This is a genomic window from Sulfuricella sp. (assembly GCA_041651995.1).
In the GTDB taxonomy this organism is placed as follows: Bacteria; Pseudomonadota; Gammaproteobacteria; order Burkholderiales; family Sulfuricellaceae; genus Sulfurimicrobium.
On record JBAZID010000011.1, the window covers coordinates 48504 to 69020 of the forward strand.

Annotated in this window: 22 protein-coding genes; 8 read left to right on the forward strand and 14 right to left on the reverse strand. The window is 60.2% G+C overall.

The window, feature by feature from the left end; genetic code table 11:
• Nucleotides 1-13 precede the first annotated feature (13 nt).
• From WC392_12505 to WC392_12515, 3 genes are read left to right on the forward strand one after another with little or no spacing between them, the layout of a single operon-like run.
• The gene (locus tag WC392_12505; protein ID MFA5243186.1) at nt 14-1141 is read left to right on the forward strand and encodes a 4-hydroxythreonine-4-phosphate dehydrogenase PdxA; all 1128 of its coding nucleotides are present in this window, start codon (nt 14-16) and stop codon (nt 1139-1141) included.
• Nucleotides 1138-1911: a 16S rRNA (adenine(1518)-N(6)/adenine(1519)-N(6))-dimethyltransferase RsmA gene (rsmA, locus tag WC392_12510; protein ID MFA5243187.1), complete on the forward strand. Its 774-nt coding sequence runs from the start codon at nt 1138-1140 to the stop codon at nt 1909-1911. Before WC392_12505 ends, rsmA begins: the two co-directional genes overlap by 4 nt.
• A complete protein-coding gene (locus WC392_12515) occupies nt 1908-3773 on the forward strand; it encodes a diguanylate cyclase (GenBank protein MFA5243188.1) in 1866 nt (621 codons plus the stop codon). Before rsmA ends, WC392_12515 begins: the two co-directional genes overlap by 4 nt.
• On the opposite strand, the gene WC392_12520 is transcribed toward WC392_12515, so the two are convergent.
• From WC392_12520 to glyQ, 7 genes are all read right to left on the reverse strand, one after another.
• Entirely contained in the window at nt 3738-4919 is a 1182-nt protein-coding gene (locus tag WC392_12520; GenBank protein MFA5243189.1) for a methyl-accepting chemotaxis protein, read from the reverse strand. The two genes, WC392_12515 and WC392_12520, sit on opposite strands and share 36 nt — an antisense overlap.
• 23 nt (nt 4920-4942) lie before the next feature.
• Nucleotides 4943-5338 carry a lactoylglutathione lyase gene (gloA, locus tag WC392_12525; GenBank protein MFA5243190.1) on the reverse strand — a complete coding sequence of 132 codons (396 nt, stop codon included), beginning with the start codon at nt 5336-5338 and terminating at the stop codon, nt 4943-4945.
• A gap of 122 nt (nt 5339-5460) precedes the next feature.
• Complete coding sequence (locus WC392_12530) at nt 5461-6216, reverse strand: SprT family zinc-dependent metalloprotease (GenBank protein ID MFA5243191.1); 756 nt, start codon at nt 6214-6216, stop codon at nt 5461-5463.
• Entirely contained in the window at nt 6143-6892 is a 750-nt protein-coding gene (locus tag WC392_12535) for a lysophospholipid acyltransferase family protein (GenBank protein ID MFA5243192.1), read from the reverse strand. Before WC392_12535 ends, WC392_12530 begins: the two co-directional genes overlap by 74 nt.
• Nucleotides 6892-7434 (reverse strand): D-glycero-beta-D-manno-heptose 1,7-bisphosphate 7-phosphatase, encoded by a 543-nt coding sequence (gmhB, locus tag WC392_12540; GenBank protein ID MFA5243193.1) that lies wholly within the window; start codon nt 7432-7434, stop codon nt 6892-6894. Before gmhB ends, WC392_12535 begins: the two co-directional genes overlap by 1 nt.
• Nucleotides 7435-7527: 93 nt before the next feature.
• Nucleotides 7528-9705 (reverse strand): glycine--tRNA ligase subunit beta, encoded by a 2178-nt coding sequence (gene glyS / locus WC392_12545; protein MFA5243194.1) that lies wholly within the window; start codon nt 9703-9705, stop codon nt 7528-7530.
• The gene (gene glyQ, locus WC392_12550; protein ID MFA5243195.1) at nt 9702-10619 is read right to left on the reverse strand and encodes a glycine--tRNA ligase subunit alpha; all 918 of its coding nucleotides are present in this window, start codon (nt 10617-10619) and stop codon (nt 9702-9704) included. Before glyQ ends, glyS begins: the two co-directional genes overlap by 4 nt.
• Nucleotides 10620-10748: 129 nt before the next feature.
• On the opposite strand from glyQ, the gene WC392_12555 reads away from it, so the two are divergent.
• Both WC392_12555 and WC392_12560 read left to right on the forward strand, forming a co-directional pair.
• Entirely contained in the window at nt 10749-11126 is a 378-nt protein-coding gene (locus WC392_12555; GenBank protein ID MFA5243196.1) for a type II toxin-antitoxin system RelE/ParE family toxin, read from the forward strand.
• Nucleotides 11110-11433: a helix-turn-helix domain-containing protein gene (locus WC392_12560; GenBank protein MFA5243197.1), complete on the forward strand. Its 324-nt coding sequence runs from the start codon at nt 11110-11112 to the stop codon at nt 11431-11433. The genes WC392_12555 and WC392_12560 overlap by 17 nt, the downstream gene beginning before the upstream one ends.
• A gap of 22 nt (nt 11434-11455) precedes the next feature.
• Here the strand turns inward: WC392_12560 and WC392_12565 are convergent, their stop codons facing one another.
• The 5 genes from WC392_12565 to lysA all read right to left on the reverse strand — a co-directional run bounded on the left by WC392_12565 (nt 11456) and on the right by lysA (nt 15819).
• Nucleotides 11456-11986 carry a transposase gene (locus WC392_12565; protein MFA5243198.1) on the reverse strand — a complete coding sequence of 177 codons (531 nt, stop codon included), beginning with the start codon at nt 11984-11986 and terminating at the stop codon, nt 11456-11458.
• 119 nt (nt 11987-12105) lie between these two features.
• Nucleotides 12106-12681 carry a DUF3365 domain-containing protein gene (locus tag WC392_12570; protein MFA5243199.1) on the reverse strand — a complete coding sequence of 192 codons (576 nt, stop codon included), beginning with the start codon at nt 12679-12681 and terminating at the stop codon, nt 12106-12108.
• A gap of 130 nt (nt 12682-12811) precedes the next feature.
• A complete protein-coding gene (locus tag WC392_12575) occupies nt 12812-13081 on the reverse strand; it encodes a GIY-YIG nuclease family protein (GenBank protein ID MFA5243200.1) in 270 nt (89 codons plus the stop codon).
• Complete coding sequence (gene lnt, locus WC392_12580; GenBank protein MFA5243201.1) at nt 13063-14553, reverse strand: apolipoprotein N-acyltransferase; 1491 nt, start codon at nt 14551-14553, stop codon at nt 13063-13065. Before lnt ends, WC392_12575 begins: the two co-directional genes overlap by 19 nt.
• Before the next feature lie 18 nt (nt 14554-14571).
• Nucleotides 14572-15819: a diaminopimelate decarboxylase gene (gene lysA, locus WC392_12585; GenBank protein MFA5243202.1), complete on the reverse strand. Its 1248-nt coding sequence runs from the start codon at nt 15817-15819 to the stop codon at nt 14572-14574.
• 162 nt (nt 15820-15981) lie between these two features.
• On the opposite strand from lysA, the gene cyaY reads away from it, so the two are divergent.
• From cyaY to WC392_12600, 3 genes are read left to right on the forward strand one after another with little or no spacing between them, the layout of a single operon-like run.
• Nucleotides 15982-16299: an iron donor protein CyaY gene (cyaY, locus tag WC392_12590; GenBank protein MFA5243203.1), complete on the forward strand. Its 318-nt coding sequence runs from the start codon at nt 15982-15984 to the stop codon at nt 16297-16299.
• Nucleotides 16300-16302: 3 nt separating this feature from the next.
• Nucleotides 16303-17952, forward strand: a complete 1650-nt coding sequence (locus tag WC392_12595) for a response regulator (protein ID MFA5243204.1) — start codon at nt 16303-16305, stop codon at nt 17950-17952.
• Nucleotides 17949-18662: a HAMP domain-containing sensor histidine kinase gene (locus WC392_12600; GenBank protein MFA5243205.1), complete on the forward strand. Its 714-nt coding sequence runs from the start codon at nt 17949-17951 to the stop codon at nt 18660-18662. Before WC392_12595 ends, WC392_12600 begins: the two co-directional genes overlap by 4 nt.
• 29 nt (nt 18663-18691) lie before the next feature.
• Here WC392_12600 and WC392_12605 read toward each other — a convergent pair whose 3' ends face one another.
• A complete protein-coding gene (locus WC392_12605; protein ID MFA5243206.1) occupies nt 18692-19087 on the reverse strand; it encodes a hypothetical protein in 396 nt (131 codons plus the stop codon).
• A gap of 3 nt (nt 19088-19090) precedes the next feature.
• The gene (gene argH / locus WC392_12610) at nt 19091-20488 is read right to left on the reverse strand and encodes an argininosuccinate lyase (GenBank protein ID MFA5243207.1); all 1398 of its coding nucleotides are present in this window, start codon (nt 20486-20488) and stop codon (nt 19091-19093) included.
• Nucleotides 20489-20517 lie beyond the last annotated feature (29 nt).

The window sequence follows — 20517 nt, forward strand, 5'->3', positions numbered from 1 at the left end:
GGCAACCCGAACATTGGCCACAAACCCACCGATTATTGCACTCACAGCAGGCGAACCCGCCGGGATTGGCCCGGATCTGTGCGTGCTGCTCGCCCAGCAGCATGTACCGATGCGGGTGATCGTGCTGGCGGACAAAGCCCTGCTGGCATCCCGTGCCAAGGCGCTCAAATTGCCACTGGCCATCATGGATTATGCGCCGTTCGCCGACCAGGCCGCTCCGTCCGGCGTACTCGAGGTGATGCATGTCCCCATGGCTGCGCCAGTCCAGCCCGGTAAACTTGATCCGGCCAACAGCGCCTATGTCCTGGAGACCCTGCGCCTGGCGGTGGAGGGATGCCTGAACGGCTCTTTCGATGCCATGGTGACCGCACCGGTGCATAAGGGCGTGATCAACGATGCGGGCATCCCTTTTACCGGGCATACCGAGTTTCTGGCTGAAAAAACCGGCACGTCACGGGTGGTGATGATGCTGGCGGGCGGGACGCCTGCGAGCAGCGAGCAGGGCCCCGCGCAGCGGGATGTGAGCGTCCGCGAGTATGGCTCGGCACCGCCGGACGCAGGCGTTGCAGCCGCCTCCGGGGTCGCATCCCCACTTCGTGTGGCCCCTGCTCTGCCCTGCGGCGGTGCGATGCGCGTCGCCTTGGCGACAACGCACTTGCCGCTCCGGGCCGTTGCCGGCGCCATTACGCGGGAAAGCCTGGCCGAGGTCATTCGCATCCTGCATCACGATCTCATTACCCGCTTCGGCATTGCCCGCCCGCGCATCCTGGTGGCGGGCCTCAATCCGCATGCCGGAGAAGGCGGACATCTCGGGCGCGAGGAAATCGAGGTCATTTCTCCCGTGCTGGAAGCCTTGCGCGCAGAGGGGATGGACCTGCGCGGTCCATTGCCGGCAGATACCCTGTTTGCCCCCCGCATGCTGGCCGAATGCGACTGCGTGCTGGCGATGTACCATGACCAGGGCCTGCCGGTGCTCAAGCACGCCAGCTTTGGCGGCGGCGTGAATGTGACGCTGGGTCTGCCCATCATCCGCACTTCGGTGGATCATGGCACGGCGCTGGACCTGGCCGGCAGCGGCAAGGCCGATCTGGGCAGCCTGCTGGCGGCGCTGGATATGGCAAGTGCGATGGTGCGGCAATGAAGCATATCCCCAGAAAACGTTTTGGCCAGAATTTCCTGATCGACCGCCAGGTCATTGCCGATATCGTCGCGCTCATCCGGCCCCAGCCTGATGACATGATGGTGGAAATCGGGCCCGGTCTGGGAGCGATCACGCAGCCGCTGCTCAAGACCTTGCGCCACTTGCACGTGGTGGAAATCGACCGTGACATCGTGGCGCGGCTGCATCGGGAATATGCGCCCGAACGTCTGACGGTGCATGCCTGCGATGCGCTCAAGTTCGACTTTGGCAGCCTGGGCGGCGGGCTGCGTGTGGCCGGCAACCTGCCCTACAACATTTCGACACCGCTCCTGTTCCATCTGGCTGACCATGTATCCTTAATTCGCGACCTTCACTTCATGCTGCAGAAGGAAGTGGTCGAGCGCATGGTGGCGGAACCGTCCACGTCTGCCTATGGCCGTCTGTCGGTGATGCTGCAATATTATTTTGCCATGGAAAATTTGCTGCACGTGCCGCCGCAGGCCTTTTCACCCGCGCCCAAGGTGGATTCGGCGGTGGTACGCATGATTCCATGGAGCGAGCGGCCATTTCCGGTTTGCGATGCAAGCCTGCTGGGGCAGGTTGTCACTGCGGCATTCTCCATGCGGCGCAAGACGCTGAAAAATACGCTGCACACTTATTTGAAGCCAGCCGATTTCGAGCAGTTAGGCATTGCCCCGGGGTTGCGAGCCGAGAATCTGGGCGTGCAGGATTATGTGCGAATCGTGAATCACCTGGACCGGAAGGCATGAGCAGCGGGCCTTCCGGTCTGGATGCATTGGATTTCGAGGCCATGCCGGATGAGCTCGGATTGTACCGCTCTTACCTCGATGTCCTCGGGCGTGTCACCAATCTGCTGCTCGAAGATCCGGGGGAAGAAAGCTGGGAGGAAGTGCTGCGGCTATTGGCGGGCGCCGCGCGCATCAACCATTGCGCCCTGTATCTCAACCAGCCTGGCGAGGATGGCAGCCCGCGGGCGCAGCTGTGCTCCTTGTGGTCTGCCAGCCCGCTTGACAGCACCGGATTGCAGAGCCTGGACTATGAAAATTATGACCTGCTCAACGATACGCTGCATATCGGCATGGTGCTGGTCAAGAACATGTCTGAACTGCCCGCGCCCGAGTTCAACCTTTTCAAAAGGATGCGCATCGGCAGTGTGATGTGCATTCCCCTCCTGGTGGCTGGAGAAATGTCCGGATTTCTCGGTTTCTTCAGTCCGCGCGCGAAATGCGACTGGCTGCCGATGGAGATCGATGTCTTGTGCGTTGCGGCCAGCAACTTCTCCGCCATGCTGGCACGGCAGCGCATGGAACATAGCCTGCGAGCCAGCGAGTCGCGCTTGCGGGTGCTGGTGGGCGCCACCGAAGATATCGTGATCGAGTTCAATGCCGGAGGAGAGATTCACAATCTCTGGTCTGACCACAGCCTGTTGCCCTCTTCATGCCAGCCCGGTACCTCGCTGAGCTCGGCTTTGCCCGCCGGCATGGCGCGGACCCTGCTGGATGCCGCTCCGGATGTGCTGGGCAGCGGTAAAAGCGAAGTGGTGAGTTTTGCGCTCGAAGATGCGCTGGGCGACCAGTATTTTACCGGCAGGCTGCAAACCGTTCCTTCCGAGAGCGGCCAGGACATGCATCTGGTCGCGCTGATCCGCGACGTGACTGCTCAGACGCAGGCCGAGGCACGCCGCCAGACCATGCTGGATACGCTCGATCTGCTGGAAGAGGCGATTATTGATATGACGCCACAGGGCAAGCTGACCAATGTCAGTGCCGGCTGGGAGAAACTGCGTGGCGGAGAGAAGTCGGGGCGCGTGCCGCATGAACAGTCGCTGCTGCAGTTTGTGCATCCCGACGACCAGGGGGAAGTTACCGCCACGCTGGGCAAGCTGGAAGGCGCGCCGCAAGGGCCGGGAAAAACCCTGCGATTCCGCCTGGGCAGAAAGAGCGGGGAATATTTGTGGGTCGAAGCGCGCCTGCTCGCGCACCGTTCGCCACAGGGACAGGTCACCTGCATGCGCGGCATCCTGCGCGATGTCACGGCATCCTATCTGGAGCAGAAGCGGATTACCCGGCTGGCTCTGCATGATCCCCTGACCAGCCTGCCAAACCGTGTGTTGCTGCATGACCACTTGCAGCAGGCGATTGTCCGTGCCCAGCGCAACGGTTCAAAAGTTGCCCTGGGCTTTATCGATCTGGATCATTTCAAGCAGATCAACGATACGCTCGGGCATCAGGCCGGGGATGCCGTATTGCTGACCATGAGCCAAAGATTGCAGGGCGCCATGCGGGAAATGGACACGCTTTGCCGCTGGGGAGGGGACGAGTTTGTGGCGCTACTGCCGGATACCGCACAGGAAGCGGATGTGCGGCACATCGCCAAGCGCTTGATGGAGGCGGGGCGGCAGGCGATAGCGGTGGAGGGGCAGGAAGTCATGCCGACGCTGAGTGCCGGTTTCGCCGTATTCCCTGATGATGCCAGCAGCGCCGAGTCGCTGATGGCCGTCGCCGATCACACCATGTTTCAGGCCAAGCGCAATGGCCGCAACAACGTCTGCTTCTTCAGCGACCTGCCGCCCGGGCTAGCGCAATTTGAATTGCTTGATCACCTGATCTAGCTCCGCCGAGAGGTTGGCCAGTTCTCTCGTGGCCTGCTCGCCGCTCATGGTGTCGACGGAAGCGTCCTGCACCATCTGGCTGATCTCATCGACATGGCCGCGAACTTCGGACACCATCTGATTCTGCGATGCTGCTCCGGTGGCGATACGTTCGATCATTTCCGAAACCCGTTCCACGCTGAGAACGATTTCCTGTAATGCCCGGCCCGCTTCGGTCGCCTTTTCCACGCCGCCCCGCACTTGTTCGGTGCCGCTTTGCATGGTGGAAATGGCATTCTGGGTTTCCTGCTGCACGCTCTGGATCATGCCGCTGATTTCCTGGGTGGCCTGGGCCGTTTTTTCCGCCAGCTTGCGCACTTCATCGGCCACTACCGCGAAACCGCGGCCCTGCTCGCCAGCGCGTGCTGCTTCGATGGCGGCATTCAGGGCGAGGAGATTGGTTTGCTCGGCGATGCCATTGATCACCGCTACAATGGCGCCGATTTCATCGGACTTGCGGCCCAGGCTATCCACGGCTGAAGAACCGAGGGTGACTGATTCGTTGATCCGGCGCATGCCCTGAATGGTTTCCTGCACGATATTGCCGCCTGATTGGGCCAGATTGGAAGCTGTGCGCGCTGCCTCGGAAACCTGGCTGGCGCTACCGGAAATTTGCGCCACGGTTTCCGACAGGGTTTCAGTGCTGGAGTTGATGCTGGCAACGGTCTGCTGTTGGGCGTCGAAGCGCTGGCGCACCCCTGCCATGAGTCCCTGAATGGTGTTGGCATCACGGTTGACGTGGCCGCTCATGGTCGCCACTTCGCCAATCAGCTCGCGCAGGTTCTCTGCCATCTTGTTGAAGCCATGGATGATTTCACCGATCATGTCGTGGCTTTCCATGCCGCAGGTATGGCTGATGTCCTTGTTGCTGATGGCCGTGGCCACTTGCGAGATGCGCCGCAGCTTGGACAGCAGCACCCAGTTCACCAGCCAGTAATTGGCCAGCCCGACAATGGCTCCCGCGGCCAGTGCGCTGACCACGAACCACACCAGCATGCCGGGTTTCCACTCCACGAACAGGTTGGCAAACACCGGAAACACCCCGCCCATCACCAGGCCAAGTGCCAGGAATGACAGCATCAGATTGCGCAGAACGCTAGGTTTCATTTTGATTCTCCCCCCAACTGTTGTTACTTGTGTGCACTGCTTTTTTGTATGAATTCGATCGGGTACCCGTCCGGGTCCTCGATGAAGGCGATGATGGTGGTGCCCGCGTTCATCGGCCCGGCTTCGCGCACCACCCGGACGCCATGCCCGCGTGCTTCCTCGCAGGCCCGGGTGGCGTCTTCCACCTCGATCGCCAGGTGGCCGAAAGCGTTACCTTGATCATAAGCGCTTGTGTCCCAGTTATGGGTAAGTTCGATCACGCTGTTTTCGGCTTCATCGCCATAGCCCACGAAGGCCAGGGTGAAGCGCCCCGCTGGATAGTCTTTTCGCCGCAACAGGCGCATGCCGAGGACTTCGGTATAGAAGGCAATGGATTTGTCGAGATCGGCGACGCGGATCATGGTGTGCAGGAGACGCATGTGAGGGGTTCTCGCTCAGGTGATGTAACGGTGATGTGCGCTGCGATTTTTTTCATCATAGCGCGCTTGGCGGGCAGAAAAAACCCCGTCGTAAACAGGTGTAAAGGTGATGGGGGTGAGGTTCAGAACTGGTGGTAGTCCGAGCCATGAATTTTCAGGAGCCCGCGCAGTTCGCTGAAATCCGGGCACGCCTGTTCCACGGTCCGCCAGAAGGCGGGCGAATGATTCATTTCGATGCGGTGGGCCAGTTCGTGGACCACGACATAATCGATGACCGGCGGCGGTGCCTTGATCAGGCGCCAGTTGAGGCGGATGGCGCCTGTGCTGGTACAGCTTCCCCAGCGGGTACGGGCGTTGCTGAGGCTTAGCCTCGACACCTCGACATCAAGCTGGCGGGCATAAGCGCTAACCCGGTGCTGAAAAAATGCCAGGGCTTCGCGCCGGTACCATTGCAGAACCCTGCTTGCCAGCGCATCGGGGCCGCACTTTTCCGGCATGAATACGCGCAGCACGCCTTCGGCGAGCAGCAATTTGCTCCTGGCGCCGCCATGTTCGACTGACAACTCGATCGGACTGCCGAGGAAAGGCAGAATCTGGCCCGTCTGCCAGACGATGGGCGGGGTGGCGCGGATGCGCATTGCATCGAGCCTGGCGAGAATCCAGGCGGATCTCTGCGCCAGAATTTTTTCCATTTCATGCTGTGGCAGGCGTGCGGGGACGCTGACGATCAATCCGCTGGGGTCGATTCTGAGACCGATGCTGCGCCGCCGCGAACTGCGCAGCAGCAGGTAGGATATTTCCTCGTTACCGAGAATGAGGCGGTGGCGCAAGCGGTCCACGTTCAAAGTCGCGCGCGATGTGCTGCATTTCCTGTTCAATCCATGTTTCCACCTGGCTGTTCAGCGCGCCGGCTTTCATCCCGCCTGCCTGAATGGGTTTGCCAATGCTCAGTGTGATGGTGCCAGGGTGTTTCAGGAAAGCATTCTTGCCCCAGAACTCGCCGGCATTGTGCGCTATCGGCAGGACCGTTGCGTCGCTGTGCGTGGCGAGAAAGGCGCCGCCAATATTGTATTTACCGCTGACGCCCGGCCTGACCCGCGTGCCTTCAGGAAAAACCACCACCCAGAAGCCTTTTGCCAGCCGTGCCTTGCCCTGCTCGGTGATCTGCCTGAGCGCTTCTTTTCCGGCGCTGCGATCTATGGCGATCGGGCTGGTCATGGCCAGGCCCCAGCCGAAAAACGGAATTCTGAGCAATTCCCTTTTCATCACCCATACCACCGGCGGGAAGACACACTGGAATGCCATGGTTTCCCATGCCGACTGATGCTTGGCGAGAATGATGCAGGGATGACCGGGTATGTTTTCCGTTCCAATAACCCGATAAGACAGGCCGCAGGTGAGTTTCATCCACCACAGCATGATTCGCGACCATAGTGCTATGAAGCGCGAGCGGGTGAGGGGGGGCAAAGGGAAGGCCAGCAGGGCGAGGACGGAAAAAAGCGGGGTGGTGACCAGTAGCCCCAGCGCATAAAGGGAGGAGCGCAGCCAGGTCATCATGCGTTGCGCGAGATCAGGTACTGCACTGCTTCAGCCAGGTCGGCGAACACCGGCGTGCCTTCCGGCAGGCCGCCCGCGGACAGGGTCTTTTCACCTTTTCCGGTGCGCACCAGGATGGGTTGCGCACCCATGGCTGCCGCTGCCTGCAGGTCGCGCAGCGAATCGCCGATGGCGGGCACGCCAGCCAGTTCAATATTGAAGCGTTTGCTGATTTCCTCGAACATGCCCGGCTTGGGTTTGCGGCAATCGCATTTCGAGTCCGCCGTGTGCGGGCAAAAGAATAGTGCATCGATGCGTCCACCCGCCTGGGCCAGGGCCTTGTGCATCTTGTCGTGAATGGTGTTGAGCGTGGTCATGTCGAACAGGCCGCGGCCGATGCCCGACTGGTTGGTGGCCAGCACCACGCGGTAGCCCGCCTGATTGAGGCGGGCAATGGCTTCCAGGCTGCCGGGAATGGGCTTCCATTCATCCGGGCTCTTGATGAACTGGTCGGAGTCGAAATTGACCACGCCATCGCGGTCGAGAATGATGAGTTTCATGATTTTTCGGTGAGGGGTGAGGGGTGAGGGGTGAGGGGTAAAACCACCATGCACCGCTTAGGCCCATCACTCATCACTCTTCACTCCTTACGATCAAGCTGCAAGTTTGGAAATATCCGCCACCTGGTTCATCAGGCCGCCGAGGGATTTGAGCAGGGCGAGGCGATTGTTGCGTATCAGCGGTTCATCCACCATCACCATCACGCCGTCGAAAAAGTTGTCCACTGCCTGACGCACGCCTGCCAATTGAGTCAGGGCGCCGGTGTAGTCCTCGTTCTGGAGCAGGGCCGCGACTTGGGGTGCGAGCTGGTTTACCGCAGCCAGCAGGTCGAGTTCGGCGGCGTCCGTCATCAGTGCCGGGTCGGCGTCGCCGCTCGGGGCCTCGGTCTTTTTTAGGATGTTCTGAATGCGCTTGTTGGCGGCAGCCAGGGCGGCGGCTTCGGGCAGACCGGCGAAGGTGCGCACGGCGGCGAGGCGCTTGGGTATGTCGCCCAGGCGCTGCGGACGTTGCGACACTACGGCATCAACTTCCTGCGCCGTGTAGCCTTGCTCGCGCAGGCTGCCGGCGAGACGGTCGTTAAAGAATTCTAGCAAGTTGCCCAGAACAGGAGAGTTCGCCGGATCAAGGTTTTGAGCGAAGGCCGCCTTGTCAGAGCCACGAGTGGTTGTGCCAATCTGGTTCTCAATCATTTGATCCATGATCATGCAACATGCACGAAGAAGTTCCTCCATCTTGAGAGGAATATCTCCCTCCATCAGCATGCGAATCACGCCCAGTGCATGGCGACGTAGCGCGAATGGGTCCTTGTCACCGGTCGGAATCTGGCCGATGCTGAACATGCCGACCAGCGTTTCCAGCTTGTCGGCCAGTGCCACGACGGTGCCAACCTGACCGCGCGGCAGGCTGTCGCCAGCAAAGCGCGGCTTGTAGTGATCCTCAATGGCATCGGCGATATCGGTAGCGAGACCATCATGTAGCGCGTAATAACGGCCCATGATGCCCTGTAGTTCCGGGAATTCGCCGACCATATCGGTCAGCAGGTCTGCCTTGGCGAGTAGCGCGGCCTGCTCGGCCTGGAGCGCGAGCGCTTCGTCGCCCAGTTGCTGGCCGATGGCCTTGGCGATGGCGCAGACGCGCTGCACGCGTTCACCTTGCGAGCCGAGTTTGTTGTGATAGACGACCTTGGCCAGGCTCAGCACGCGGGACTCCAGCGTGTTTTTGCGGTCCTGGTCGAAGAAGAACTTGGCATCGGCGAGTCGCGGGCGCACCACCCGCTCGTTGCCGCCGATCACGGCGCTAGGGTCGGAGGGGCGGATGTTGGACACGATCAGGAACTGGTTGGTCAGCTTGCCTGCCGCGTCGAGCAGGGGGAAATACTTCTGGTTGGCCTTCATGGTGAGGATCAGGCATTCCTGCGGCACGTCCAGAAATTCCTCCTCGAATTGGCCTGCCAGCACGTTGGGGCGCTCCACCAGTGCGGTCACCTCGTCCAGCAGGGCATCGTCATCAATCGGCCTCAGGTTGGGGCCGGCCTTGGCGGCGGCATCCTGCAACTGGCGCACGATGTCGGCGCGGCGTTTTTCAAAGGAGGGAATGACTGCGCCCTCGCTTTCCATCTGGCTCTCGTAACTGTCTGCATCCTGGATCGAAATGGCGGCAGTAGCGGCCTCGAAGCGGTGACCCCGGGTCATGCGGCCGGAACTCAGGCCAAGGATGGCGAGCGGAACGATGTCCGCGCCGTGCAACGCGACCAGGCCATGCGCCGGGCGAACGAAATTGACGGTGCTCCAGCCATCTGCCAGCTGGTAAGTCATCACTTTCGGGATGGGCAGCGCAGCGAGTGCGGCTTCCAGCGCTTGTTGCAGGCCATTGGCCAGCGTCGCCCCCTGCACTTCGGTATCGAAAAACAAGGCTTCTGCCTTGCCCTCGCCTTCACGCTTGAGCTGGGACACGATTCCAGCATCCAGTCCCATGCCCGCCAGCCTTTTCAACAATGCCTGGGTGGGCTGGCCATTGGCATCCAGCCCCACGCTCACCGGCATGAGCTTGTGCGATATCGGCTTGTCGGCCGCCTGAGTAGCGACTTGCGTGATATGCGCCGCCAAACGACGCGGCGAGGCGTAGGGGGTGACGCTCGATTCTTCGCTCGCCAGTCCTTGTGTCTTGAGAGATTCGAACAGCCTGGTGGAAAAGGCGATGCCCAGTTTTTTGAGCGCCTTGGGCGGCAGTTCTTCGACAAACAGTTCAACCAGAAGATTGTTCATATTCATGCCGCCTTCTCTTCCAGTTTTGCCAGGACTTCGTCAGCCCATTCCCTTGGAGCCATCGGGAAGCCTAGTCTTGCGCGGCTATCCAGGTAGCTCTGGGCGACGCTGCGCGCCAGATTGCGGATGCGGCCAATGTAGGCGGCGCGCTCGGTGACCGAGATGGCGCCGCGTGCGTCCAGCAGGTTGAAGGAGTGGCCGGCCTTGAGCACCTGCTCGTAGGCGGGCAGCGCCAGTTGTTGTTCCATCAGGTGTTTGGCCTGCTTTTCGTGAGCATTGAAGGCGGTGAGCAGGAATTCCACGTCGCTGTGCTCGAAGTTGTAAGTGGACTGCTCTACCTCGTTCTGGTGATAAACGTCGCGGTAGGTCAGCCCCTTGGTCCAGGTCAGGTCAAACACGTTTTCGACGCCCTGCAGATACATGGCCAGGCGTTCCAGGCCGTAGGTGATTTCGCCGGTGATGGGCTTGCAGTCGATGCCGCCCACCTGCTGGAAGTAGGTGAACTGGGTCACTTCCATGCCGTTCAGCCACACTTCCCAGCCCAGACCCCAGGCGCCGAGGGTCGGGTTTTCCCAGTCGTCCTCGACGAAGCGGATATCGTTCTTCTTCAGGTCGAATCCCAGCGCTTCCAGCGAACCGAGGTACAGCTCCAGGATGTTTTCCGGGGCAGGCTTGAGAACCACCTGAAACTGGTAATAGTGCTGCAACCGGTTGGGATTCTCGCCATAGCGCCCATCCTTGGGGCGGCGCGAGGGCTGCACGTAAGCGGCCTTCCATGGCTCTGGGCCGATGGCGCGCAGGAAGGTGGCGGTGTGGCTGGTGCCGGCACCGACTTCCATGTCGTAGGACTGAAGCAAGGCGCAACCGCGTTCGGCCCAGTAGCGCTGGAGCGTGAGAATGATGTCCTGGAAAGTCAGCATGAAGGAAGGAAGCCGCCAAAAAGCGCTGATTTTACTGTATTTCAGGGGTACGGGGAAATTCCTGCTGAAGCTTGGAAGAGCCTGTGCATCCAGCTTGAATATATATGGCATTAAGTCCATAATTCGCCCATGAGATGGGCTGTCCTCTTCCACGACGATTTTGCCGCTGAGTTTTCGCTGCTGGCCGAATCCTTGCAGGACGAACTGCTTGCTCACGCTCTGCTGCTGCGCGATTTCGGCCCCGGCTTGGGGCGTCCGACAGTGGATACGTTGAAGGGGTCGAGGCACGCTAACATGAAAGAGTTGCGCTTCAGCTGGGCAGGCGAAGTATGGCGCGTTGCCTTTGCCTTCGATCCGGCACGGCAGGCGATTCTGCTGGTCGGTGGCGACAAGGGCGGCTCGGACCAACGGCGCTTTTACAAACGGCTGATTTCGCTGGCAGACTCGCGGTTTGATGCACATCTGGCCGCAACGGGCAAGGAGCACAAACATGGCAAGAAATCTTGATCACCTGCTGGCCGAACTACCAGCCAAACGCCTGACCGCCATTGAGGCGCGCGCCGGTGAATTGGCGACACTGAAAGACTTGCGCCTGGCCGTGGCGCAAACGCAGCAAGATCTCGCTGCCGCGCTGGGCGTGGGGCAAGACACGATTTCACGTTTGGAAAAACGTAGCGACATGCTGCTCTCCACCTTGCGTCGTTATGTCGAGGCGATGGGTGGCAAGCTGGAGCTGGTGGCGCAATTCCCCAACCGTCCGCCAGTAGTCATTGACCATCTGGCTCCGGAAAGCAGCCCGCGTAGGGCGCAATAACCGAAGGGCATTGCGCCGAATGTTAATCATCGTAACCCAACCCCCTTTCGTCTCCGCCAGCCCAATCCGGCGGATAGACACCTTCGGCAACCAGATGGTGAAACGTCGAATAAGGCCAATCGGCTACACGCCTGACCAACCCATGTTTCAACGGGTTGATATGCACATAATCCATGTGCGCCCGGTAATCCGCCTCGTCCCGAATCAGGTGTTCCCAATACCGTCGTTGCCAGATGCCTCGCTCGCCCCGGCGGACGCGCACGGCGGATAATTTCTCGCCGCGCGGTATCACCTTGGAAAAGCCCATTTTGATCAATCGCCACCGGGTCGCGAAATCCGCATCTTCTGGTGGCAACTCGATCACGCAATGCAGGTGGTCGGGCAAAACCACCCAGCCGTGGATGTGGAAAGTGTGGCGTTTACGCACAGCGCGAACAGCTTGCCGCAACAAATCAATATGCTGCGTGAGCAGGTCGTTTCCGTGCCGTTGCAGCAAATTGACAGTGAAAAAATAAGTTCCGCCCGGATGCCAGGCTCGACGGTAATCAGGCATGGGGCGAGTATCGGGGCATTTGACATGCGGCGCAATGCCCTACGGTTATTGCGCCCTACGGGAGCTGCATTTCAGGGAGGCCGGGAATGGGGCGGAGAACCCGCCCCATTGGATTAAACCTAGAACAGCGGACGCTTGATGGTGAATGCGCCGCGTAATTGGCCCAGGGTGTAGCCGGTGGCCTTGTCGTGGGGGAACTCTGTTGTCAGGATATCCTTTGCAGCTTGAGCGCGGACCTCATCCGTGCCGTGGCACTTGAGGCAGACGTCCTGCAGCGGGATCGCTTTCATGTAGCGGAAATATTTGCCCTGCGGCTCGGTGACGATTTCGGCGAAATCCATGTTGGCCGGGTTTTCCTTTTCCAGGCGCTTGTCAAAATCCACCAGAACTTTCTGTTCCCATGCATCGGGTGTTCCGAGTAGTGGATTGCGCACTTTCAGCGATACGCGGCTCACGTGCCAGCCGTTCTTGCGTGAGGCTTGGGAGGCGATGGCGGGGGCAATGTCGCGGCATACCTTGATGGAGGAGGCGGGGCCGTTGGCTTCCATTTCCTTTTTCAGTTCACCGCCCAGCTGAGTGGCAAACTCTTTCACAACCTTGCGGGCTTCGTCCTGATATTTGGCCATGTCATCGGCCATGACGGGAAAGGCGATGGAAGTGGAAAATGCTGCGGCAACCAGATAGTGCAATTTCATGTTGTGGCTCCTTCGGTTTGGTTACGCGTATGGCGTCAATGAGGCTTGTCGACCCGGATCAGCCCGGAAATAGATGATCTTTCGATCACGGTTCATTGTATTTGCGTTTGGCTGGATAGGGAAGCCTGCCTCAGTTTTTCGCACTGCTCGCCATGAGCGCATGCTTGGCCGCGCGGTTCAGCTTTTTGAGCGCCGCTTCGCGCCGTGAGGCGGAAGCGCGGTCGGCGTGGGGCTCGGTATAAACCATCTGCACTGGCAGGCGGGAGCGGGTGTATTTTGAGGCCGTGCCATCGTTATGCGCGCCGAGGCGCTTGTCCAGATCATTGGTGATGCCGGTGTAAAGCGTGCCGTCGGCGCATTCCAGCAGGTAGCAGAACCAGCTCAACGCCTGAATCGCCATGTCGCAACGAGCAGCAAGGCCATCAGCAGCAGCGCGGGCAGATTGCCGAAGCGGACGAAAGGCGTGCTGCCCTGAAAGGCTTGCGCCTGAACTTCCAGAATCGTGGTTGTGAAAACCGGGGCTTGTTGTTCAACCATCCCGCGTGGGTTGATGATGGCCGTTACGCCGGTATTGGTGGCGCGCAGCATGGTGCGCCCGCTTTCCAGGGCGCGCATCTGGGCAATCTGCAGATGTTGCCAGGGGCCGATGGAGTGCCCGAACCAGGCGTCGTTGGTGAGGTTGGCCAGCATGGTTGCCTGTGGCAGCTGGCGGATGATTTCCTCGCCGAAAACGTCTTCATAGCAGATGTCCACTGCCAGTTTCAGCCCGGTAACGGACATCGGCTGCTGCACTTCGGCGCCGCGGGAAAAGTCGGAGAGGGGAATGTGCAGGATATTCAGCACCCAGTCGAGCAGGGGGCGCAGCGGCAGGAACTCGCCAAAGGGGACCAGATGCGATTTGCGGTATGTTTGCGCCGGTGATGTTCCCAGGCTGAATGCGCTGTTGAAATATTCGGCGGGCGTGCCTGCCTCGGGAACGCCGAATACCACGTCGCCGCCACGCTGCTGCGCCAATGTTTTTAGCTGTTCGAGATAGAGCGTGGGCACGTCATCGATGAACATGGGCAGGGCGGTTTCCGGCATGATGATCAGCCGGCCACGGCTCTCTGCCGCCAGGCGGGCATAGGTGTCCAGCGTGGCACGCGCCTTTTCCGGGCGCCATTTCATATCCTGTTCGATGTTGCCTTGCAGCAGTGAAACGGCCACCGGTTCGCCGACAGGTTCGACCCATTGCGCCTGGCTGAGCGCCCACCCGGCGCATGGCACGAGAATGAGCGCAGCGGCCGCCCGGCGGCGCTGCTTGCCTGCCGCGAGGCTGGCCAGCGCCCCGGCACAGATGGCTGTTGCCAGCGAAACGCCATAAACCCCGAGCAGCGGGGCGAAGCCGGACAAGGGGCTGGCCGGGACTTGTGAATATCCCACCGCCAGCCAGGGAAAACCGGTCAGGACCCAGCCTCGCGACCATTCGCTCAGGGCCCACAGGGCGGGAATCAGCACCATCAGGCGCAGAGCGGATGGAGCAGATTTGAAGCGCCCCTGTAGCCCGCCCGCCAGTGCCGGGAAAAGTGCCAGTAATGCGCAGAACAGAGAGGTGGCTGCCACCCCCGCGGCGAGTGGCATGCCGCCAAAATCATGCAGGCTGACATAAATCCAGCTCACCCCGGTGCCGAAAAACCCCAGGCCGAAAGTGAAGCCTTCGAGGGCGGCCTGCTTTGCGCTGGTGGCTTTGTGCCAGAGGAAAAAAAGCCCGGCCAGGGCCAGTATGGGCAGCGGAAACCAGTAGAAGGGCGCGAAGCCGAAAACCGCCAGCGCGCCCAGCGCCGGTGCGAGGATGAAGGTCAGCAGGGAGCGCTGAACTTGTGGCGCGGCCATGTTTTTCACCGGAGACGCTTATTCCGGGAGCGGTTTTTCGCTGGCGAAAAGCTGGGCGATCTGCTCGCGTTCGCGTACCAGGTGGATACTGGACCCATCCGCCATGACTTCCGCGGCACGCGGGCGAGTGTTGTAATTGGAGCTCATGCTCATGCCGTAGGCCCCGGCAGACATGATCGCCAGCAGATCACCCTCGGCCAGCGTCAGGCTGCGGTCGTGACCGAGGAAGTCGCCGCTTTCGCACACCGGGCCGACGATTTCGTAGTTTTGTGTAGCGCCAGTGGCGGAAACGACCGGCAGGATGGCGTGATAGGCGTCATACAGGGCGGGGCGGGCAAGGTCATTCATGGCGGCATCGACGATGGCAAAGTTCCTGGTTTCGCCATGCTTCAGGTACTCCACCCGGGTGAGCAGCAAGCCGGCGTTGCCGACCAGGGCGCGGCCCGGCTCGATGATGATTTTGTGGCGGTGCTTGCCAAGCCGCGCCAACAGGGTTTTTGCATATTCCTCCGGCGATGGCGGGGTTTCGTCCTGATAGCGAATGCCTACCCCGCCGCCAAGGTCCAGATGGTGCAGGGCAATGCCGTCCTGCTGGAGGCGGTCAACGAGGTCCAGCACCTTGTCGAGCGCATCGGCGAAAGGCGAGACTTCGGTGATTTGCGAGCCGATATGGCAATCGATGCCCTGGATGGAAATGTGCGGCAGGGTGCTGGCCAGGCGGTAAAGGCGCGGGGCATCCTGGTAGGCGACACCAAATTTGTTGCCCTTGAGGCCGGTGGAAATATAGGGATGGGTCTTGGGGTCGACATCGGGGTTGACGCGCAGGCTCACCGGCGCGGTTTTTCCCAGGCTGCCCGCGACCTGGTTGAGCCGCAGCAGCTCGCTTTCCGATTCGACGTTGAAGCACAGGATGCCGGCTTCGAGGGCTTGGCGCATTTCACCCGCCGTCTTGCCCACGCCGGAGAACACCACTTTCCCCGGATTGCCGCCGGCTGCCAATACCCGTTGCAGTTCGCCGCCGGACACAATGTCGAAACCTGCCCCGAGGCGGGCGAACAGGTTGAGAATGGCCAGGTTGGGATTGGCCTTGACGGCGTAGCACACCAGGTGCGCCCGCTCCGCGAGCGCGTTGTCAAAGGCCTGGTAGGCCTGGGTCAGCGCAGCGCGGGAATAGACGTAGCAGGGGGTGCCGAATGTAGCGGCGATGTCGTGCAGGGGAACGGATTCGGCGTGCAGTTCGCCATTGATGCGTTGAAAGGTACTCATTTTTGATCCTGTTGCGGAGCAGCGGGAGGCGGAGGCAGGTAAAGCGGGCCTTTATGGCCGCAGCTGGCGAGCAGCAGGCCGCACAGAACTAGCATCAAAACAGGCCGCATAGTATTCTTCCTCAGTAATTCAGCACGAAATTTTAACATAACGGTACCACTCATGACCTCAAGCGAATTCAACCTGTTGGTGGAAACCACTCTGGCTCAAATCGAACAGTCCGTCGAAACGAGTGGCGCGGATATCGATTTTGAAACCACCGCCGGCATCCTCGAACTCGAATTTGATAACGGCAGCAAAATCATTATCAATCGCCAGTCCGCCACTCAGGAGCTATGGGTGGCGGCAAAATCCGGAGGTTACCACTATCTCTGGAAGGACAACGCCTGGCGCAACACGCGCGACGGCAGCGAACTGTTCGCTTCCCTGAGCCGCTATGTGAGCGAGCAGGCGGGAGAAGCGCTGGAACTGAAGCCCTAGCGTATGTCAGCTTTTCCCGGTCCGAAAAATGCGCCGATCGATTTCCAGAACAAGACCTTTCTGGTTATCGACGACATCATCGGCGTGCGTTCCTCGATGCGCATCACCATCACCACCTTTGGCGGCGTCAAGGTCGACATGGCGGCGAATGCGGCGGATGCGATCAACAAGATCGAGCATCGCAACTACGACATCATTCTCTGCGACTATTCACTGGGTGAAGCCAAGGATGGGCAGCAATTGCTGGAAGAGCTCAAGCGGCGGCGCCTGATCCGGAATACCACCATTTTCATGATGGTGACCGCCGAACGAGGCTACGAGAAAGTGGTCAGTGCAGTTGAACTGGCGCCGGACGACTATCTGATCAAGCCTTTCAGCGGCGAGGTGTTGCGCACCCGGCTCGAACGCCTGGCACACAAAAAAGCTTTCCTGGCGCCGATCTACGAGTTGATGGAACGTCAGGAAATACGCAAGGCGGTGCAGGTGTGCGATCAGCGTTTGCAGGCCGCTGGCCCCTATCTGCTCGATGTGTTGCGCCTCAAGGGCGAGTTGCTGCTGCTGATTTCGGAATTCGCGAGCGCGAGCCAGGTTTATGAACATATTCTGGCCATGCGCGAAATTCCCTGGGCCAGAATGGGCCTGTCCCAGGCACGGTATTTTCTGGAAAACCACGCAGCGGCAGCGGAAGGGTTCAAGCAGATTATTGCCGATCACCCCAATTATTTGTCCGCTTATGACTGGCTGGCCAAGGCTTACACCGCCCTGGGAGACGAGGCATCGGCACAGCGGGTGCTGATGGAAGGGGTGGCCAGGTCGCCCCGGACATTGCAGCGGCAGAAAGACCTGGGCGAAAGCGCCTACCAAAATGAGGATCTGGATACTGCGCAGGGCGCGTTTGAAGCCGTGCTGGAATTCGGCAAGTTTTCCTCTTTCACCGAGCCCGAGGATTTCGCCAACCTGAGCCGCACTTTTCTTGAAAAAGGTGAGTACGATCAGGCTTTGACAGTCATGGGCAATGCTCGCAAGGTATTTGAAAAATCTCCGCAGGTCATGCTGCATGCCGCCGTGATGGACAGCATGATTCACGGCAAGGCCGGCAACAAGGAAGCGGCTGAGCGCGCATTCGACGAAGCGCGTTCGCTGTTCGGCGCGGCGGGTGAAAAACCGGAGTCCCTGGCCCTGGATATGGTGCGTGCCTGTTATCAGCAAGGCGACCAGGCGGCGGGCGAAAAAATCACTCAGGATCTGGTCAAGAACAATCATGACAACCCGGCCGTGCTGAAGCGCACGGAGCAGATGTTCCAGCGCATGGGCATGCATGACCATGGCAAGGAGCTGATCCACAATTCCTCGCGCGAAGTGATTGCGCTCAATAACCGCGCCGTGAAGCTGGCCCAGGCGGGCGACCTGAAGGGCTCGGTCGAGTTGTTGATGCAGGCTGCCGATCAGCTCAAGGCCAATAACGTGGTGGTGCTCAATGCCGCCCACGCGATTTTGACTTATCTGAGCCAGACTGGCTGGGACGAGCGGCTGGCGGCCACCGTGCAGGAATATCTGGATACCGTGAAACAGCGCGACCCCCAGCACAAGAAATACCTTACGCTGGCAGCAATTTACAAGGATCTTGCGAGCAAGTTCGGAGTCACGAAGTGATCTCCCCGGAAGGCCGGCCCGAGTCACTGGCAACGCTTGATTTCGCTTCCCTGTTTGCCTCGGGCATCCATGAAGTCAAGAATCAGCTGTTCCTGTTGCAGAGCGCAGTCGAGGAAGTGAGCCGGGAAGACTGGGTCAGGGAGCACACTTCCGCCCAGACGGCATTAAACCGGCTTGATCAGGGTAGTGCACGGATCGGCCGGCAGCTGGCCCGCTTGCTTGGCCTCTACCGCATTGCCCAGGGGCATTATCAGCTCGATATCGCTTACCATGAGGCGGCTGAACTGCTGCAGGACGTTGTGCTCGAGCTCAGGCCTCTGCTGGGCGAACAACGTGCGGCAGAATTGGTTGTGGCGGGAGGGGAAGCACTGTACGGATTTTTCGACCGGGAAATCGTGCGTGGCATCTTGCTCAATGCCGTTCACAACGCCTTGCGCTTCAGCACAGGGAAGGTCCGCGTTAGCGCGGCTAAAGAGGGTGATTATCTGTGCTTCCGGGTCGAAGACGATGGCCCCGGTTTTCCGTCCGGAATATTGTCAGCGGAGGCTGCCCGGACAAAACTCGATCTGCGCGGAGGAAACTCGGGATTGGGTTTGTATTTTTCCGTCACTGCCGCTGCGCTGCATCATAGCCAGGGGAAAAAGGGTTTTGTGACGTTGCAGAACGGTGGCGCGCTGAAGGGTGCCGTGTTCGCGTTGCATCTTCCGTGACGGGTTCTATCCCCCTTCGCGAGTCTGGTTTATAGCAGCGTGAAGAACTTCAGGAACGGCCCCGCCAGTTGGGGTGTGCGGATCATTTTTCGATAATCGCCATGCCTGAAATGCAGCTGCCCGCTGGCGACTGCCACGCCCAGGCCGGCGATGCCGAGCCCTTCTTTTTTCCATTTAGCCCATTGTTCGGGTGTCGCGCGCAGATCCCAGTTGGCGGCAGGGCTATTGGCCGCGTTGTGAAGCCCCGCCTGCTCGATTCTGCCATTTTTCACTTCCACCAGTACCGCCGGATGGATTGCATCAATGAAGCCAAAGGCGATGACTGAATCGAAGCTGGCCGCTGCCAGCGGCTCCACCATGTCTGGATTGGCATTCCATTGAGTGGTGAAGCGTTCTGCCCATTCAGGTGAAAAGAGTCCTTCCATTTGCTATGCCCCCAGGGTTTTTCTGGCTCTTTGTATGGCGAGCCGGACCTGCTGCGGAGCGGTGCCGCCGATGTGATTGCGGCTGTTGAGCGAGCCTTCCAGCGTCAGGACGGCGAAGATATCCTCGCCGATCAGGGGCGAGAATTCCGCGAGCTGTGCCAGGGTGAGTTCGCTCAGGTCGCATTTCCGGCTTTCGGCATAACGCACCGCGCGGGCCACGGCTTCATGCGCGTCGCGGAATGGCAGCCCTTTTTTTACCAGGTAATCCGCCAGGTCGGTGGCCGTGGCATAGCCCTGGAAAGCGGCCTGGCGCATGGCATCCTTGTTGACCGTGATGCCGGTGATCATGTCGGCGTAGATGCGCAGGGTGGCGTTGAGGGTGTCCGCGGTGTCGAACAGCGGTTCCTTGTCCTCCTGGTTGTCCTTGTTGTAGGCCAGCGGCTGGGCTTTCATCAGGGTCAGCAGCGCGACCAGGTGGCCGGTGACGCGCCCGGTCTTGCCGCGCACCAGTTCCGGCACGTCGGGATTTTTTTTCTGCGGCATGATGCTGGAGCCGGTGCAGAAGCGGTCGGCGATGTCGATGAAGCCGAAGCGCGGGCTCATCCACAGGATCAGTTCTTCCGACAGGCGCGAAAGATGGGTCATGATCAGTGCGGCGCAGGCGGTGAATTCGATGGCGAAATCGCGGTCGGATACTGCGTCCAGCGAGTTCTCGCACACCCCGTCGAAGCCCAGTTCGCGCGCTACCATTTCGCGGTCGATGGGGTAGCTGGTGCCGGCCAGCGCGGCGGCGCCCAGGGGCAGGTGGTTGGCGCGCTTGCGGCAGTCGGCGAGGCGTTCGCCGTCGCGCTTGAGCATTTCGAAGTAGGCCATGAGATGATGGCCGAAAGAAACCGGCTGGGCGACCTGCAGATGGGTGAAGCCTGGCATCACGGTGTCGCTGTGCTGCTCGGCAAGATCCAGCAGGGCGGCCTGCAGATTGCGGATCAGCACGGACAGGGCGTCGATCTCGCTGCGCAGCCACAGGCGGACATCGGTGGCCACCTGGTCGTTGCGCGAACGGGCGGTATGCAGGCGCTTGCCGGCATCGCCCACCAGCGCGGTGAGGCGCTTTTCAATGTTGAGGTGGACATCCTCCGCGTCGAGAGACCAGGCAAACTGGCCGGAGCGGATTTCTTCCAGAATTTGCTGCAAGCCCTTGCGAATGGATGAAAGGTCGTCTATGTTCAGGATGCCGACGGCATGAAGCATGCCGGCATGGGCGAGCGAGCCCTGGATGTCGAATTCGGCCAGGCGGCGATCAAAGTCCACTGACGCTGTGTAACGTTTGACCAGTTCCGAAACAGGTTCGTTGAAGCGGCCGGACCAGGCCTGTGCGGCAGACGGGCTTTTATCTTGCATCGTGTCGGGGTCTTATTCAGAATTAGGAA